Raw genomic sequence first — 15535 nt, 5'->3', positions numbered from 1 at the left:
ACGGTGGGCAGCCGCCGAAAGAGCGACCCCGCCGGTCACCTCGACCAAGCCTGGCCGGGCTGCGGTCGTAACACCAGTAGATAAGTAGCCGCCGACCGCGCGCGGTGGCGCCAGAGCGTCCGTCACCCTCAGCGACCGTCAGCAGTGATGCGTCCAGGTGCGAGGGCTTCTGGTCGTGCCGCAATCCGCACGCTACGCATCGTAAAGAGGTGTGACTCAACCGCCGGTCATGCCGATGGGCGGAGACGCGAGGTGCTGACGAATTCCGGGAGCAGCGTGGCTATGCGGCTGACTTGCTTGGTCGTGCGCGCTGCCCGGCTTGGTCACCATTCTGCGGTTGCCGCGCCTTGGGAGACCTGGCCGCCTGGCACGAGACCGCGCAGCGCCATCCGGGTGTCGGCCGTGAACCGACGTGGCGGGGCGGCTGGACCGAAACAGTGCATCGCGACCAGGTCCAACAGTGCCTGCTGAGTCGCGTCGAGCGGCTGCGGGGGAGGGAACCCGCCCGGGAACGCCTTCGCACGCAGCCTTGCACCCCAGTCGCCGGCGTACGTGCCATCGGGTGGTTCGGCGAGGAGCAGCCCCAAAGCCCTTACGAGTTCATCCAGCGTCGCCCGGTCGGTCGCCACAGGCAGCAGCTTGAACGGGAAGATCCGCCCGAAATACGGAAGAACCTGCTGACACCAGGCTGCATCGGCCGGATTGGACAGAACATCGAGTAGCGCCCGGGTCCCCTCCGGCTTGACAGCAAAGGCGGGCGAGAGCGCGGCGGTTGCCCGTACCACGGCATCCGGATCGTCGCGAAGAACCGGCGAGGTGTCGTACGCCCAGGACGTGAGAGTCAAAACCGCCAGGACACGGATACCCCGGTCAGAGCGAGCCAGAGCATGCTCACCCAGCCAGGCCGCCACCTCGGGGCGGTGGCGTTTGAGTTCTGACCCGTCGTCCAGCAGACATGCCAGCGTGCCCAGCGCGGCACGCACGATCACCGGATCAGGATCCTCACGCACCGCCCACGCGGCGCGAAAGACACGCGGGCGAGCGGCACGGCACGCGTCGACGTCCACCCCCTCACCCGACACAGCCTCACCCGAGACCGCCACCGCATCCATAACCGACGTCAACCAATCCAGCAACGCGGCCCGCATCGGTACAGCGCCGACACCACCTCGCGCCGCCACCGGCGCGAGCGTGCGCGGGGCGTCGAGCACCGCGACAACGAACTCCACCGCCGGTGGAGTCGCGCTGTAGATGGCGTCCTGATGGGGGATGGCCCCGTAGAGATCACCAAGCGCCCGGCCTGACGTCTTAGTGTCGTGCGGGCAGTCGGAGTTCATCGGTGCTGTGGAACCTGATGACCTCGGTTATCGTTCTGCCGCGCGACGTCCGTGCCGGTCTGAGCCGTATCGCTCGACGAGCGCGTTGCCGATCGAGGCCAGGTGGTCCCGCACACCCGGAGGACCGGTCACCTCGATCCATTCGAACAGCCCGGCAAGCTCGCCGGCGAGTATGTACTCGTCGTTGCCGCGGATCACGACCTCGATGCGGCCGTCGGTCGTGGAACCTCCCACCTCGAGCCGACCGCCGAACCCCATCCGGAGCACGCCTATCCCATGGGGCGCGCACATCGCCCGGGCCTCGAGGGGTGTTCGCTTGCGTTCGACCTCGTCCGCGATCGCGCGCCAGCTTTCGGCGAGGTCGAAGTCATCGGGCCGTTGCACGGGATCGCCGGTCGGGGTGACGGACGACACGCGGTCGATCCGGAAGGTCCGCCGACCGGCCTCGGTGCTGGAGACGAGGTACCACGACGGGCCTTTGGCGACGATGCCCAGCGGGTGGACGGTTCGCTCAGTTGCGGTGCCTTCGCGATCGACATAGCCGAGCCGGACCTGGACGCCGCGGATCACCGCGTCCTGGAGCTCGTCGAGGAAGCGAGGCGGTCGAGGCTCGGCCCGGCTCGACCCCCATCGTTGCGGGTCCATGACGAGCGACGACGCCGCCGCCTCGGCCTGCACCCGGAACGGCTCCGGCAGGGCATGGACGAGCTTGCGCAGCGCCGCTTTCACGGCTGGCGTGACAGACGAGGCAGGGCCGGCGACCAGGAACAGGGCGCGGGCCTCACCCGCGGTCAACCCGGACAGGTCGGTGCGGGCGCCGCCCACGAGGCGCCAGCCGCCGCCCCGGCCCTGCGTGGAGTACACGGGCACGCCGGCCATGCCCAGGGCGTCGAGGTCGCGGCGGGCAGTGCGCTCGGAGATTTCCAACTCCCGGGCGACCTCCGCTGCGGTCACCTGCTCGCGGTGTTGCAGCAGGAGGAGGATGGCCATCAACCGGTCAGCTCGCACGTCGGCAACACTCCCACACAAAACCGGTCAGGAGGTGACCGGTATCGGTCGGCATGATGCCGGCATGACAATCGATTTTCCCGAGCCCACCCTCATTTCGGTCAACGGTGTGGAACTCGAAGTCTTCGAAGCGGGCCGAGAAAATGCCGGGAGGCCCATCGTGCTCTGTCACGGCTGGCCGGAGCACGCCTTTTCCTGGCGCTATCAGGTGCCGGCCCTGGCCGCGGCGGGCTACCACGTCATCGTCCCGAACCAGCGGGGTTACGGCAACTCGTTCCGTCCCGCCGGAGTGACGGACTACGACATCGAGCACCTGTCGGGTGACCTCGTCGCCCTCCTCGATCACTACGGCTACGAGGATGCCACCTTCGTCGGCCATGACTGGGGCGCATTCGTCGTCTGGGGCCTGACCTTGCTGCACCCGAACCGGGTCAACGGCGTGGTAGCGCTGAGCGTGCCCTACCAGGAGCGCGGACAGATCCCCTGGATCGAGGTCATGGAGGCCGTGCTCGGCGCCGACTTCTACTTCGTCCACTTCAACCGGCAGCCGGGGGTCGCCGACGCCGTGTTCGGGGAGAACACGTTCCAGTTCCTTCGGAACCTGTACCGGAAGAACGTGCCCCTCGCAGCGCCTCAGCCGGGCAATGCGTTGATTAACCTCGCTAGAGCGGAAACCCCCCTCGGTGACCCCGTCATGAGTGACAGCGAACTGGCTGTCTTCGTCTCCGCCTTCGAATCAACAGGGTTCACGGGCGGAATCAACTGGTACCGAAACCTGGACCGCAACTGGCGCCTGCTGGCGGACGTGGACCCGATCATCCGACAGCCCACCCTCATGATCTACGGCGACCGTGACACGGTCGCGAGGGCTGGAAGACTGACGGAATTCGTGCCGAATGTGGAAGTGGTCAGACTGGACTGCGGTCATTGGATCCAGCAGGAAATGCCGCAGGAAACGACCGAGGCGATTCTGAAGTGGCTGGACCAGCGGGATGCCGCCTAGCATTCCAGCAGGACATCCGCTTCACGATCCGCTGAGGGCTCGCGGGTCGTAGTCGCTGGTCATGCCCCTGCGCTGCGGGTTGGTGGCGCGCTTCGCCGCAATCGGCGCTATCGCTGTGGGGCGGTGCTCATAGTGCGGGTGGTCCCGTGGAGAGCTGGGGGACTACGGTCGGGCGTGCGCGATTGACGGTTACCTCGGCGTGGTCGCCATCGGCCAGCGGCAGGCGCTTGTTCTGGGCGACGAGCCGGCCATGACGACGTACCTACCGTCGGAACGGCTGCTCCTGCGGTGGGCAGCGGCGTACAAGGAAGACGACCTGGTGAGCGCGGCGCGCCGAGCGATACGTGATGGCGTGAATTGGAACGCGGATGAAGATGTCCGCTGGGTCGTGGACGGGCCAGTTGTGATGTTCGATTCGGCGTGGCCCGGGGCGGAGTTGGAGCCAGACAACCACCTCGTGGTCGATCTGCGCCCGAGCGAATACCGGGCCCGGGCGACGTACCACGCCGATGGTGACAACTGGATGATCCTCGTTCAGCTTCAACCCGTGCCATGACTTCGCCCAAATGCAGGCAGGCGCCAGGCGTGATCAGACATCTGGATCTGCCGCCGACCGCGCGCGTCGACGTCGGAGCGCTCATCACCCTTCGCGAACATCAGCGGCGGTACGTCCAGGCGGGGGTGCTTCCGGTTGTGCCGACGAGCAGATGTTGGCTGACAGCAGCGGCGATCGAAGATATGAGGCATGAGCCACCATATGCAAGAGCGATCCGTCGAGGCGAGCGCGGGCCGCGCCCACGATGCGATGCACGGGCGAGATCAGGACGTCGATCATTAGTTGATGGTTGAGGTCGATGTTCGGCGTCGCGCCGGGCTGCGCCCGCCATCCTGACCCGACGATGTCGGCGTGACCTCGGCAGCAAACTGCTCCGATCCGTACGCGATGCGCTTCTAACCGCGCCCTGGTGCCGCCTGCGTGGGGGTTGCCACGGCCGCCTCGTACCGGAGCAGGGTGTCGACGAATATCCGTTGTTGTGCTGGGCTCAGCGGCGCGAGCGCGTGTCGCCATGCCTGGGCGCCCGGGGACAGCCATTGGGCGATGGCGGGACGGCTGTCCGGGCTGATGTCGATGATGCGGCGTCGTCGATCGGCGTCGGCCTCGCGCCGTACCAAGACTCCTTTGCGGCTCAGATCGCTCACGATCAAGCTGACCGTGGTCGGTGCCACACCCAGCATCCCGGCCAGTTGAGAGACGCTCAGCGGGCCGTCGAGCAGGAGCAGGGACAGCATCGACAAGTGCCTCGGTGCGAGGTCGAGTGACCGTAGCTGTTCCGGCAACGGCAGACGTTTGACCCTGCCGACCAGCCTCGGCATCACCAGGAGCAACTCCCTGACCGTGTCGTCCGTGGTGTCGGGCGTTGACATCCGACCACCTCCCCAATAGCTTTGTTCTCAAAGATGATTTGCCGTCAAAGCCGTCCACGGAGGATCGTATGCCCCACCTCAGCGTTCACGTGCTGGAGAGCGACCTGGTCGGCCGTGAGACCGCACTGATTCAGAAACTGACCGACGCGGTCGTCGCCGTCTACGGGGAGTGGGCCCGAAGCATCGCGGTGGTGAAGTTGATCGGCCTGCCGCCCGACCGATGGGGCATCGGCGGCGTGCCGGCAGAGGCACCCTCGCCCAGCGTCATGTTCGGCATCAAGGAGGCGGCGTTCAGTCGACCCGACGCCGACGAGATCGTTGCCCGCCTCGTCTCCGGCGTCACGGACGCCATCGTCGACATCTTCGGGGAACGAGTGCGCGCCGGTGTCACGGTCGAGCTCGTAGGCGCGCCGGCCGGGCGCACCGGGATTGGCGGAGTTGTCGTCACGTCATAGCGGATCCGGTTGTGCATTGCGGTACCGGTCAGGCGGGTTTGGTCGCGACCAACGAGAAGGTGAGCGGCAGACGCTCACGGTGCTCGGGCAGAGCCCACCCGCGTTCGGTCCGCACCATCGGGCAGTGCCTGCCAGGGTATGTGCCGGTGTTCGGCCAGGGAGTTCAGGGTCAATCCTGCGTCGAGCAGAGACTGGATGATCTCGGACATGGAGTGTGGCCATTCGAAGGTGACGGCGTTGCTCAGCCGGACCCGGTCGTCGGCATAGGTGGTGCCGTCCTCGTAGCGCAGCGGAGTTCCGGTGCCGAAGTACGGCTGCGTAACGACCAGCTCGCGACTCGAACGTTCCTGGTCCACCTGGCGAGCAGGGGATGCGCATCGCGCACGTAGAACACACCTCGCGCAAGTAGAACACACCGCCAGGCCGCAACAGGTCGGCGATGGTATGTGCCCAGGCACCCAGGTCGGGTAGCCAGCACAGCGCGCCGACGCCGGTGTACACGATGTCGTACCGCTCGCCGCACACGCGTGCCGCGTTGTCGACATCGCTCACGATGAACCGCGCCGGTACGCCGGCGCGATCAGCGATTCCTCGGGCTGTCTCGATGGCGGCCGGAGAGAAGTCAATCCCGGTTGCCGCCGCGCCGCACCGCGCCCATGACAGCGTGTCCAGTCCGAGGTGGCACTGTAGGTGAACGAGCGATCTGCCGGCTGATGTGCTGCCGGGCAGGTGCGGTGCCAGGAGCGCTAGATCCTCCTGCATGACCGGGGTCAGTCGCCGGGGATCCGTCACGAACTCGTCCACCCCGTACGCGACGAGGTGCGACGGGACCCGCTCGTCCCAGTTGGCGCGGTTCGCGGCGAGCGCCTGGTCGACAGCCATGCGCATGAACCAAGATCATGTCTACCCATCCGGCCGCGCGAGGCGGTCAGCCGATGTACTCATCTTCCAGGGTGGGGATGACCGGCGACAGGAGGTGGTCCGGATGTTCCGTGACAGTTCCTCGGACCAGCCGGAAGACGCGGAAGTTCAGCTCGTGCTCCGGATCTTCGTCGTCGTGGACGTACAGCAGCCCATACGACCCGGGGGCAAGCTGCCCGATCTTCGTGAACAGATCGATCACCTCAGAACCTCGCGTGCCGCGGTGGTTGGGAAACCCGCCGAGGTGGACGTAATACTCGCCGTTGATCGGCCGAAGGTCCGTCAACCCATGGCCGGCGAGGTCGTTCACCAGGTCCTGAATCTCCTCGAAGCGGAGCGGCGGATCGTCGTCGACAGCTTCGGCCGTCGAGCGAAGCGTGATCCACCCGTGGTACTCGAACACGGCAGGAGTTTAGGACCAGGCGGTCACGCCACCGTGCACCGACGAAATCCCCCTGGGCTGACCAGGGTTCCGTGCGCGGAGCGCCGTCAGCTGACAGTCTGGCCGGAACGGTTGTGTGCAACGGGGGAGGGTCGATGGCGAGGCATGCTGTCCGGGCGGCGCGGATGTTCGACGGCGAGCGGCTGGTGGACGGCGGGGTGCTGATCCTGCTGGACGGGGAGCGCATCGCCGACGTGCACCGGGGTCGGGTCGAGGCGCCGGAGGGCTGGCCGGTATGCGAGGAGCCGGACGGCACCGTGCTGCCCGGCCTGGTCGACGCGCACGTGCACCTGTGCGCCGATGCCGGGCCCGACGCGCTCGGCCGGCTCGCCGGGCGTCCCGAGACGGATCTCGACGCGGTCGTCGAGGCGTCGCTGCGCGCGCACCTGGCGGCCGGGGTCACCACCGTACGGGACCTGGGCGACCGGCGCGGCGCCGTGCTCCGGTGGCGGGACCGGGAGGTACGCGACGACCTGCCGACGGTGGTGGGGTCGGGTGCGCCGGTTACCAGCGTCGGCGGACACTGCTCGTCCATGGGGGGCGAGGCGAGCGGCGTCGACGGGATCCGCGAGGCCGTGCGGCTGCTCGCGGCGGCTGGCGCCGACCTGGTGAAGGTCATGGCCAGCGGCGGGGTGTTCACCCCCGGCACCGACGTCACCCGGCCGCAGTTCACCGACCAGGAGCTGACCGCCGCGGTGACCCGGGCGCACGAGCTGGGCCTACCGGTGACCGCACACGCGCACGCGCTCAGCGCGGTCGAGCAGGCACTGCGCGTCGGTGTCGACGGCATCGAGCACTGCACGTGCGTGACCGCGACCGGCGTCCACGTCTCCGACGCGATCGCGGACCGCCTGGCCGCGTCCGGGGTGGCGGTCTGTGCCACGCTCGGCACCGACCCGGCCGTGGTCACGCCGCCGGAGGTGGTGGCGATGGCAGCGCGGGCGGGGCTCAGCGAGGCCGCGCTCCGCGCCGGCGCAGCGACCCTGCACCGGGCCGGGGTCCGCCTGGTGGCCGGGTCGGACGCGGGCCTCGGCCCAGCGAAGCCGCACGGAATCCTGCCGGAGACCCTCGTCGAGTACGTCGCCTGCGGCATCCCAGCCACCGCAGCCCTCGCCGCGGCCACCTCGGTCGGCGCTGAGGTGTGTGGCCTGGGGCAGCGCAAGGGGCGGATCCGCCCCGGATTCGACGCCGACCTACTGATCGCGGACGGCGACCCGACGAGCGACATCACGCTCCTGCGTCGCCCGCTCGGCGTGTACCGCGCCGGTGAGCCGGTGAGCAGTTGATCGATTCCGCCTGTAATGCCGAGATGACAACGGCTGCCGCATGACCACGGACGAAGTGACGGACGAGTAACGCTACGCTTTCCTGCGCAGGTAGGTCTCGGCCAACTGGCGCAGGCGTGTCCTGTCGAAGCTGTGCCCGTGGCCGGGATGGACGACGGACACGTCGAGGTCGGCGAGGAACTCCATGCTTCGCCGGTAGGCAGCCACGTCGGAGTTCGGCAGGTCGTCGATCAGGGCACCGTCGTAGATGATGTCGCCGGAATAGAGGGTCCCGGTGCGCTCCTCCAGCAGGGCGATGCTTCCCGGTGTGTGGCCGGGAAGGTGCAGCACGGTCAGCACCCGCCCGCCCAGGTCGATTCCGTCGCCGTCGTCGAGCGTGCGGTTCATGGTCATGGGTTCGATGCGGTACGCGGCCGGGTCGTAGCCGGGACGGGGAAGAACGTCGATCATGAGTTCCGGGACGGGTTCTCCCGCTGCGTCGATCCCGAGTTTGTCGTAGAGTTCCGCGCCGTACAGGCTCGCGGGTACACCCGCCGCCAGGAGCCCCGCCTCTGCGGAATGGGCGGCCCGGTCGGCGAACTCAGGTGCCCCACCGACGTGATCCAGGTGCGCGTGGGTGAGCAGGACCATCGGATCGCGTTCGAACATGCTCGGGATCGCTTCCCGCAAGGCGACGACACCGAGCCCGGCGTCGACCACGATGTCACGATCGTTACCGCGCAACCACCAGAAGTTCGCCGACAACAGTTCGTTGACGTGCGGTTCCGAGATCCGGATGACGCCACTGCCCGCCTCGGTCTGCGTGAACCAGTCGACCATGCCGCAAGTGTGCCAGCGCGGCGATGCCGTTTCCTGCGCCGATCGGGTGCCGGGCTTCCGGCGTACGGCCGGACCGCTGGTCGACGGCGTGCCCAGCGGGGTTCGATACGATTCCGCCCTGGTGGCGGTGCCTCGCCGCGACCGGCCAGGGAGGAAACCGTGTCGGGTGAGCCGTTGGTGTACGACTACCTCGACCGGCGTCCCGAGATCGATCCGACCGCCTGGGTGGCGCCGGGCAGTGCGGTGATCGGCTCGGTCCACCTCGCTCCCGACGCGAGCGTCTGGTACGGCTCCGTACTCCGGGGCGACACCGAGCAGATCACCATCGGGGCGGGCAGCAACATCCAGGACGGATGCGTGGTGCACGCCGATCCGGGCTTCCCCACCATCGTGGGCACCGGCGTCTCGGTCGGGCATCGTGCCGTCCTGCACGGCTGCGTGGTCGAGGACGGCGCACTGGTCGGAATGGGCGCGGTGGTGCTCAACGGTGCCCGGATCGGTGTCGGGTCACTGGTCGCCGCCGGGGCGGTCGTGCTGGCCGGAACGGTCGTGCCGCCCGGCTCACTGGTCGCCGGAGTGCCGGCGAAGGTCCGCCGGTCGTTGACCGACCCGGAGCGCGCCGACCTGCGGCGCACCGCCGAGCAGTACGTCGAGCGCAGCCGCTCGCACGCGCGATCGGCGAGGCCGAGGCAGGACCCGACAGGGTAGGCGTTCAGGTGCCGCCGAGCAGACGGGCGTGGGTGTGGTCGGCTGCTTCGGGGTTCTGTGGCTGGCTGGGGGCGTACCGGGGGAGGGCCTGGCGGATGGCGAGCCAGGCGGCGCCGGACGCGCCGTCACCGGCGATCACGCCGGGTCTGCCCAGCCAGGCGGCCAACCGTTGCTGGACGCCGGCCCGGATCTCCGGCACCCCGGTGAGTACGCCACCGGCGAGCACCACCGGCCCGGGGGCCGGGTGCAGCGACACCAGGGTGTCGGCGAGTCGGCGCGCGGCGGTCTCCACGATGTCGACGGCGACCGGGTCCCCGGACCGGGCGCTGCCGGTCACCGCCGGTGCCATCTCCGCGACCTGGTCACGGCCGAGTTCGTAGACCCTGGTCACGAAGGCGTTCGGCGCCGTCGCCCCGACCCGGTCGCAGATGGCCCCGCTCAGGGTTCCCGGCTCGACCGGTTCGCCCCGGTAGAGCGCCCGTGCGGTTGCCCGGAGGGCGGTCAGACCGAGCCAGTATCCGGAACCCTCGTCGCCGAGCAGCCAGCCGAGGCCGTCGGCGGTCCGGGTCACGGTGCCCTCGTGCACCACGGCGGCGACCGCGCCGGTGCCGGCGACCAGCACCGTGCCGGTGTCGGCCGGGGTGCCGGCCGCGAACGCCACCGCAGCGTCGCCGACCGGCCGCATCGGGCAGGTCAACCCGACCCGGGACCAGTGGCCGGCGTATCCGGCGGCGACCGCTGGATCGTCCAGTCTCGACACTCCGGCCAGTCCGACCACCCCGGCGATGACCCGGCTCGGGTCGTGGCCGGTGAGCGCGGATCCGATGGCGGCGCCCAGTGCGGCGGCGGTGTCCGCCGGGTCGGTGGCGATCGGGTTGCCGGCGCTGGCCCGGCCCCGGCCCACGATCCGGCCGTCGAGGGTCGCGACGACCACGCGGGTCGCGGTGCCTCCGGCATCGACGCCGAGGACGAGGGGAGTGGTCACCCTGCCGATGGTGCGGGCTGGCGGTCGTCGACCACAAGGGTATGGATCGAAAAAGTTAAAGGTATTGACGTATGCGCCACTGTGGTCATAGTTTTTCTCACCAACACGTAACGGTGAAAGGAATGTTGATGGAGGAGAGCGGACTGCTGGGCCGGGTGCGCACCGAGCTGAGTGCGCTGCCGGTCGCCCTGCAGCGGGTCGCCGAGCAGATCCTGATCGCCCCGGAGGAGGCCGCCCGGGCGACGATCATCGACCTGGCCGAGCGCGCCGGCACCTCCACCGCCACCGTCACCCGGTTCTGCCGGGTCTTCGGCTACCGGGGCTATGCCCAGCTCCGGGTCGCCATCGCCACCGAGACCGGACGGGCGGCCCAGGCCCGGTGGGACACCGACATCGACCGGGAGATCGGACCCGACGACCCCCTCGACCACCTCCTCGAAGTCGTCGCCAGCGCCGACGCGCGAGCCATCCAGGACACCGCCGGTCAGGTCGACCTCGCCGCCGTCGACCGGGTCGCCGCCGCCGTGGCGCAGGCCGAGCGGGTCGACCTGTTCGGCTTCGGCAGCTCCGGCAACGCCGCGCGGGAGATGGCCTTCCGGCTGGAACGCATCCGGATCCCGGTCTGGCACCGGGCCGACGCACACAGCGCGCTCACCAACGCCGCCCTGCTCGGCCCCGGCGACGTCGCGATCGGGCTGTCGCACAGCGGGCGTACCCGCGAGGTGATCGAGGTCCTGTCCGAGGCCGCCGACCACGGGGCGCTCACCGTGGCGGTCACCTCGTTTCCCCGTTCGCCGCTGGCCGAGGTCGCCGACGTGGTCATGACGACCGCCGTACAGGAGACGACGTTTCGGCTGGCGGCGCTCTCGGCCCTGCACTCCCAACTGCTGGTGCTCGACCTGATCTACGTCGCGGTCGCGCAGCGGACGTACCAGCGGACCACCGAGGCGTTCGAGGTCACCGCACGCGCCGTCGACGCCCACCGGCTGCCGGACGAGTCGCAACGGGCGGCCCGTCGACGTGTCAAAACCACGGAGGGGTCATGACCATCACCACCATCAGCGCACCGGCCTACCTCGCCGCCGTCACCACGGCGATCGAGCGGGTCACCCGGACCCAGACCGACGGCGTACGGGCCGCGGCCGACCTGATCACCACCGCCCTCGACCAGGGCGGGGTGGTGCAGGCGTTCGGCTGCGGGCACTCCGAGGCCCTCTCCATGGAGATCGCCGGACGGGCCGGTGGTCTGGTACCCACCAACAAGATCGCACTGCGGGACCTCGTCCTCTACGGCGGCGCCGACCGGGCCGTACTCGACGATCCGCTGCTCGAACGGGACCCCTCGGTGGCCCACCGGCTGTACGAGCTGGCCCCGGTCAAGCCCGACGACGTCTTCGTACTCACCTCGAACTCCGGGGTCAACGGCGTCATCGTCGAGTTCGCCCTGCTGGCCAAGGATCGGGGGCACCGGCTCATCGGGATCACCTCGCTCGACCACACCAGCCGCGTCGAGTCGAGGCATCCCTCGGGACGGCGGCTGGCCGACATCGCCGACGTTGTACTCGACAACGGCGCGCCGTACGGCGATGCCGCCCTGCCCATTCCCGGCGGCGGCGCCGTCGGAGCCATCTCCTCGATCACCGGAGCGCTGCTCGCCCAGCAGATCGTCACCGAGGTCGTCGCGCACCTGCTCGCCGCCGGCCAGACCCCGCCGATCTACCTGTCGGCGAACGTTCCCGGCGGCGACACCCACAACAACGCACTCGAGGCGCGGTACGCCGGGCGTATCCGACGCACCGCCTAACAGAAGGCGAGGCCGCCGACCATGGACCCCTCTTCCACCCCGGTCGTACGCCGTCCCAACCGACGCACCGTCCTACAGGCTGCCGCCATCGGCCTGGCCGCCCCGGCCCTGACCGGGTGCGTGACCAGCAGCGGCGACGAGAGTCCCTCCGCTGACAACAAGGGCCCGACCAGCGCGGACAACCCGCTCGGTGCACCCGACAAGGCCCCGCTCGAAGTGGTCATCTTCAAGGGCGGGTACGGCGACGAGTACGCGATCAACGCCGAAACGCTCTACCAGCAGCGGTTTCCCAGTTCCACTGTCGACCACAAGGGCATCCAGAAGGTCGGCGAGGCGTTGCAGCCCCGGTTCGTCGCCGACACCCCGCCGGACGTGGTCGACAACACCGGCGCCGGCCGGCTCGACCTCGCCACCCTGGTCGCTGCGAAGAAGCTCACCGACCTGACCGAGTTGCTCGACGCGCCGTCGCTGCACGACCCCGCCCGCAAGGTACGCGACACCCTCCTGCCGGGCGTGATCGAGGACGGCACCCTCGACGGGAAGGTGTACGCGCTCAACTTCACCTACACCACCTGGGGCCTCTGGTACTCCAAGCCGCTGTTCGACCGGCACGGCTGGACGTACCCGACCACCTGGGAGGGCATGCTCGCGCTCTGCGCCGAGATCAAGAAGGCCGGTATCGCGCCCTGGACCTACCAGGGCAAGTACCCCGAGTACCTGAACGACCCGCTGCTCGCCATGGCGGCCAAGGCCGGCGGGCCGGACCTGGTCAAGGCGGTCGACAACCTCCAGCCCGGCGCGTGGAAGCAGCAACCGTTGCTCGACGCGGCCACCGCCGTCGCCGAACTGGCCGGGCGGGGCTACCTCCTGTCGGGGTCCGAGGCGCTCTCGCACACCGAGGCGCAGGCGGCCTGGTCCCAGGGCAAGGCGGCGATCATCCCGTGCGGGTCGTGGCTGGAGGCCGGACAGAAGGGCGTCACCCCGGACGGCTTCGACATGGTGATGGCGGCCGTGCCGACCCTCGGGGCCGGCGACAAGCTGCCGTACGGGGCCTTACAGGCGGCCAGCAGCGAGTCCTTCCTGGTACCGGCGAAGGCGAAGAACCCGCGCGGCGGGCTGGAGTTCCTCCGGATCCTCTTCTCCCAACCGGCCGCCCGCCGGTTCGCCGAACTCAACAGCACCCTGCCCAGTGTCGCCGGGGCCACCGACGGGCTGACCGTCAGCACCGGGCTCGGTTCGGTCCGGTCCGCCGTACAGGCCGCCGGGGCGAACACCTTCACCTACCGGTTCCGCACCTGGTACGCCCCGCTGGCCAAGGCGGTCGACGACGCCACCGGTGAGCTGGCCACCCGACGGGTCACCCCGGCGCAGTGGGCCGACCGGATCCAGCAGGCCGCCGACGCGCTGGCCAGGGACACCACCGTCGCCAAGTACTCCCGGTAGGAGGCGGGTCATGGCAGCCATGCGGCACGGCAAATACCGGTTCCTGGCCGGCGCGATCCTGCCCGGGCTGCTGCTGTACGCGGTATTCGTGCTCTCCCCGTACGCGCAGGCGTTCTATCTGTCCCTGACCGACTGGACCGGGGTGTCCGGCGAGGCGCACTTCGTCGGGCTGGACAACTTCCGGCGGCTGCTCGACGACCGGCTGTTCCTGTCGGCACTGCGCAACAACGGGCTGATGCTGCTGGTCGTACCGTTGGCCACCATCCTGCTCGGCCTGCTGCTCGCCGCGCTGGTCAACTTCGGCGGCCGGCGCGGCAGCACGGCACTCGCCGGGATCCGGGGCGGCGAGTTCTACAAGATCGCCTACTTCTTCCCGCAGTTGCTCTCGCTGCCGATCGTCGCGGTGCTGTGGCAGTTCGTCTACCACCCCAACGAGGGACTGCTCAACGGTTTCCTGCGCGCCGTCGGCCTGGACGCGCTGGCCCATGCCTGGCTCGGTGATCCCGCGCTGGCGCTCTGGGCGGTGATGGCGGTCCTGGTCTGGTCGTCGGTCGGCTTCTACATGGTGCTCTTCTCGGCCGCGATGGAGTCGATCCCGCGCGACGTGCTGGAGGCGGCCGTACTCGACGGAGCCGGGAGGCTCGCCACCCTGCGCCGGATCATCGTCCCGCTGCTCTGGGACAACGTCCAGGTCGCCTTCGTCTACCTGGGCGTACTGGCCCTGGACGGGTTCGCGGTGGTGCAGGTGATGACCGCCGGACCGGGCGGACCCGACGGTGCCACCGAGGTCATCGGGCTCGGCCTTTACCGCAGTGCTTTCACGTACGGCAAGTTCGGTTACGCCGCCGCCATGGGCGTGACCCTGTTCTTCCTGACCCTCGCGTTCGCCGTGATCGCGTTGCGGGCCAGCCGACGGGAACGGGTGGAGCTGTCATGACCGCTGTCGTCGACCGCCCGGCCCGGCCGGTCACCCCTGTCGATCAGCCCAAACCGGCGTCCCGAACCGGGCGGGCCGGAGACGTCGCAGCCCACCTGTTCCTGGTCGGCTGGGCGGTGCTGGTCACCGTGCCGCTGCTCTGGGCGGTGGTCAGCTCGCTCAAGACCGACCGGGAGATCCTGACCAGCCCGTGGACGCTGCCGGCGCAGCCGCAGTTCGACAACTGGTCGAGGGCCTGGACCCAGGCGTCGATCGGAAGCTACTTCGTCAACAGCGCGATCGTGGTCGGCACCGCACTCGTACTGACCATGTTGCTGGGCTCGTTGGTGGCGTACGCGCTCGCCCGGTACACCTTCCCCGGTAACCGGCTGCTCTACTACCTGTTCGTTTCCGGCATCCTGTTCCCGGTGTTCCTCGCCCTGGTGCCGCTCTTCTTCGTGGTCAAGCAACTCGGGCTGCTCGGCACCTATCCGGGGCTGATCCTGGTCTACACCGCGTACGCGCTGCCGTTCACCGTGTTCTTCCTGCACTCGTTCTTCCGTACGCTGCCCACGGCGATCGCCGAGGCCGCCTTCATCGACGGCTGCTCGCACGCCGGGGTGTTCTTCCGGGTGATGTTGCCACTGGCCCGGCCGGGCCTGGTCAGCATCGGGATCTTCAACTTCCTCGGGCTGTGGAACCAGTACCTGCTGCCCCTCGTACTCAACCCCGACCCCGACCGGTACGTGCTCGCCCAGGGCCTCGCCGCGCTGTCGGTCAGCCAGGGCTACCGCAGCGACTGGAGTGGACTGTTCGCCGGTCTGACCATCGCCATGCTGCCGGTCCTCGCCGCCTACGTGCTCTTCCAGCGTCAGATCCGCTCCGGCCTCACCGCCGGTGCGGTGCGGTAGCACCCGCTTCCCCTTACCGCCGGGGCGATGAGGTCACGCCCGCCCGGCTCTCCCGTCCGGCACCCCCACGAC

At 69.3% G+C, this 15535-nt stretch carries 17 protein-coding genes and 1 pseudogene; 10 read left to right on the top strand and 8 right to left on the bottom strand.

Annotated elements, in window-relative coordinates:
• Positions 1-323: 323 nt before the first annotated feature.
• Positions 324-1337 carry a hypothetical protein gene (locus ACWEFB_RS36755; protein ID WP_452292860.1) on the bottom strand — a complete coding sequence of 338 codons (1014 nt, stop codon included), beginning with the start codon at positions 1335-1337 and terminating at the stop codon, positions 324-326.
• Positions 1338-1364: 27 nt separating this feature from the next.
• Entirely contained in the window at positions 1365-2327 is a 963-nt protein-coding gene (locus tag ACWEFB_RS36750; RefSeq protein WP_452292859.1) for a helix-turn-helix transcriptional regulator, read from the bottom strand.
• 82 nt (positions 2328-2409) lie between these two features.
• On the opposite strand from ACWEFB_RS36750, the gene ACWEFB_RS36745 reads away from it, so the two are divergent.
• Both ACWEFB_RS36745 and ACWEFB_RS36740 read left to right on the top strand, forming a co-directional pair.
• Positions 2410-3348 (top strand): alpha/beta fold hydrolase, encoded by a 939-nt coding sequence (locus ACWEFB_RS36745; protein WP_452292858.1) that lies wholly within the window; start codon positions 2410-2412, stop codon positions 3346-3348.
• A 199-nt stretch (positions 3349-3547) separates the two neighbouring features.
• Positions 3548-3904: an Imm21 family immunity protein gene (locus ACWEFB_RS36740; RefSeq protein ID WP_452292857.1), complete on the top strand. Its 357-nt coding sequence runs from the start codon at positions 3548-3550 to the stop codon at positions 3902-3904.
• A gap of 395 nt (positions 3905-4299) precedes the next feature.
• Here ACWEFB_RS36740 and ACWEFB_RS36735 read toward each other — a convergent pair whose 3' ends face one another.
• On the bottom strand, positions 4300-4773 hold the full coding sequence (locus ACWEFB_RS36735) for a MarR family winged helix-turn-helix transcriptional regulator (RefSeq protein WP_326559078.1): 474 nt from the start codon (positions 4771-4773) through the stop codon (positions 4300-4302).
• A gap of 89 nt (positions 4774-4862) precedes the next feature.
• Between ACWEFB_RS36735 and ACWEFB_RS36730 the strand changes: the two genes are divergently transcribed.
• The gene (locus ACWEFB_RS36730) at positions 4863-5228 is read left to right on the top strand and encodes a hypothetical protein (RefSeq protein ID WP_452292856.1); all 366 of its coding nucleotides are present in this window, start codon (positions 4863-4865) and stop codon (positions 5226-5228) included.
• 74 nt (positions 5229-5302) lie between these two features.
• Here the strand turns inward: ACWEFB_RS36730 and ACWEFB_RS36725 are convergent, their stop codons facing one another.
• The 3 genes and pseudogenes from ACWEFB_RS36725 to ACWEFB_RS36715 all read right to left on the bottom strand — a co-directional run bounded on the left by ACWEFB_RS36725 (position 5303) and on the right by ACWEFB_RS36715 (position 6552).
• A complete protein-coding gene (locus ACWEFB_RS36725; protein ID WP_452292861.1) occupies positions 5303-5584 on the bottom strand; it encodes a hypothetical protein in 282 nt (93 codons plus the stop codon).
• A 43-nt stretch (positions 5585-5627) separates the two neighbouring features.
• Positions 5628-5990, bottom strand: a pseudogene (locus ACWEFB_RS36720) (class I SAM-dependent methyltransferase); the annotation flags it as partial.
• 166 nt (positions 5991-6156) lie between these two features.
• Positions 6157-6552 (bottom strand): Imm7 family immunity protein, encoded by a 396-nt coding sequence (locus tag ACWEFB_RS36715; RefSeq protein WP_452292855.1) that lies wholly within the window; start codon positions 6550-6552, stop codon positions 6157-6159.
• Between the two features lie 134 nt (positions 6553-6686).
• Here ACWEFB_RS36715 and ACWEFB_RS36710 point away from each other — a divergent pair, with 134 nt between their 5' ends.
• Positions 6687-7877, top strand: a complete 1191-nt coding sequence (locus ACWEFB_RS36710; protein WP_452292854.1) for an amidohydrolase family protein — start codon at positions 6687-6689, stop codon at positions 7875-7877.
• A gap of 72 nt (positions 7878-7949) precedes the next feature.
• On the opposite strand, the gene ACWEFB_RS36705 is transcribed toward ACWEFB_RS36710, so the two are convergent.
• The gene (locus ACWEFB_RS36705) at positions 7950-8696 is read right to left on the bottom strand and encodes an MBL fold metallo-hydrolase (RefSeq protein ID WP_452292853.1); all 747 of its coding nucleotides are present in this window, start codon (positions 8694-8696) and stop codon (positions 7950-7952) included.
• 159 nt (positions 8697-8855) lie between these two features.
• Between ACWEFB_RS36705 and ACWEFB_RS36700 the strand changes: the two genes are divergently transcribed.
• Positions 8856-9404 carry a gamma carbonic anhydrase family protein gene (locus ACWEFB_RS36700; protein ID WP_452292852.1) on the top strand — a complete coding sequence of 183 codons (549 nt, stop codon included), beginning with the start codon at positions 8856-8858 and terminating at the stop codon, positions 9402-9404.
• Positions 9405-9408: 4 nt separating this feature from the next.
• On the opposite strand, the gene ACWEFB_RS36695 is transcribed toward ACWEFB_RS36700, so the two are convergent.
• The gene (locus ACWEFB_RS36695) at positions 9409-10389 is read right to left on the bottom strand and encodes an N-acetylglucosamine kinase (RefSeq protein WP_452292851.1); all 981 of its coding nucleotides are present in this window, start codon (positions 10387-10389) and stop codon (positions 9409-9411) included.
• A 128-nt stretch (positions 10390-10517) separates the two neighbouring features.
• Between ACWEFB_RS36695 and ACWEFB_RS36690 the strand changes: the two genes are divergently transcribed.
• Genes ACWEFB_RS36690 through ACWEFB_RS36670 form a run of 5 tightly spaced genes read left to right on the top strand, consistent with a single transcriptional unit; the run spans position 10518 to position 15463 of the window.
• Positions 10518-11435, top strand: coding sequence for a MurR/RpiR family transcriptional regulator (locus tag ACWEFB_RS36690; RefSeq protein ID WP_452292850.1), 918 nt, complete (start codon positions 10518-10520; stop codon positions 11433-11435).
• A complete protein-coding gene (locus tag ACWEFB_RS36685) occupies positions 11432-12193 on the top strand; it encodes a sugar isomerase domain-containing protein (RefSeq protein ID WP_452292849.1) in 762 nt (253 codons plus the stop codon). Before ACWEFB_RS36690 ends, ACWEFB_RS36685 begins: the two co-directional genes overlap by 4 nt.
• Positions 12194-12214: 21 nt before the next feature.
• Positions 12215-13636 carry an N-acetylglucosamine/diacetylchitobiose ABC transporter substrate-binding protein gene (ngcE, locus tag ACWEFB_RS36680; RefSeq protein WP_452292848.1) on the top strand — a complete coding sequence of 474 codons (1422 nt, stop codon included), beginning with the start codon at positions 12215-12217 and terminating at the stop codon, positions 13634-13636.
• A gap of 10 nt (positions 13637-13646) precedes the next feature.
• The gene (locus ACWEFB_RS36675) at positions 13647-14573 is read left to right on the top strand and encodes a carbohydrate ABC transporter permease (protein ID WP_326559067.1); all 927 of its coding nucleotides are present in this window, start codon (positions 13647-13649) and stop codon (positions 14571-14573) included.
• Positions 14570-15463: a carbohydrate ABC transporter permease gene (locus ACWEFB_RS36670; RefSeq protein WP_452292847.1), complete on the top strand. Its 894-nt coding sequence runs from the start codon at positions 14570-14572 to the stop codon at positions 15461-15463. Before ACWEFB_RS36675 ends, ACWEFB_RS36670 begins: the two co-directional genes overlap by 4 nt.
• Positions 15464-15535: the final 72 nt, after the last annotated feature.

The sequence above is a fragment of the Micromonospora sp. NPDC004704 genome, from assembly GCF_053601675.1.
Note: the sequence above shows the minus strand (reverse complement) of the source record. Positions and strands in the feature narration are given on the sequence as shown.

Coding starts and splice junctions, on each gene's coding strand:
- ACWEFB_RS36755 (WP_452292860.1), bottom strand. CDS start 1,337: ATGAACTCCGACTGCCCGCACGACACTAAGACGTCAGGCCGGGCGCTT.
- ACWEFB_RS36750 (WP_452292859.1), bottom strand. CDS start 2,327: ATGGCCATCCTCCTCCTGCTGCAACACCGCGAGCAGGTGACCGCAGCG.
- ACWEFB_RS36745 (WP_452292858.1), top strand. CDS start 2,410: ATGACAATCGATTTTCCCGAGCCCACCCTCATTTCGGTCAACGGTGTG.
- ACWEFB_RS36735 (WP_326559078.1), bottom strand. CDS start 4,773: ATGTCAACGCCCGACACCACGGACGACACGGTCAGGGAGTTGCTCCTG.
- ACWEFB_RS36710 (WP_452292854.1), top strand. CDS start 6,687: ATGGCGAGGCATGCTGTCCGGGCGGCGCGGATGTTCGACGGCGAGCGG.
- ACWEFB_RS36705 (WP_452292853.1), bottom strand. CDS start 8,696: ATGGTCGACTGGTTCACGCAGACCGAGGCGGGCAGTGGCGTCATCCGG.
- ACWEFB_RS36690 (WP_452292850.1), top strand. CDS start 10,518: ATGGAGGAGAGCGGACTGCTGGGCCGGGTGCGCACCGAGCTGAGTGCG.
- ACWEFB_RS36685 (WP_452292849.1), top strand. CDS start 11,432: ATGACCATCACCACCATCAGCGCACCGGCCTACCTCGCCGCCGTCACC.
- ngcE (WP_452292848.1), top strand. CDS start 12,215: ATGGACCCCTCTTCCACCCCGGTCGTACGCCGTCCCAACCGACGCACC.
- ACWEFB_RS36675 (WP_326559067.1), top strand. CDS start 13,647: ATGGCAGCCATGCGGCACGGCAAATACCGGTTCCTGGCCGGCGCGATC.
- ACWEFB_RS36670 (WP_452292847.1), top strand. CDS start 14,570: ATGACCGCTGTCGTCGACCGCCCGGCCCGGCCGGTCACCCCTGTCGAT.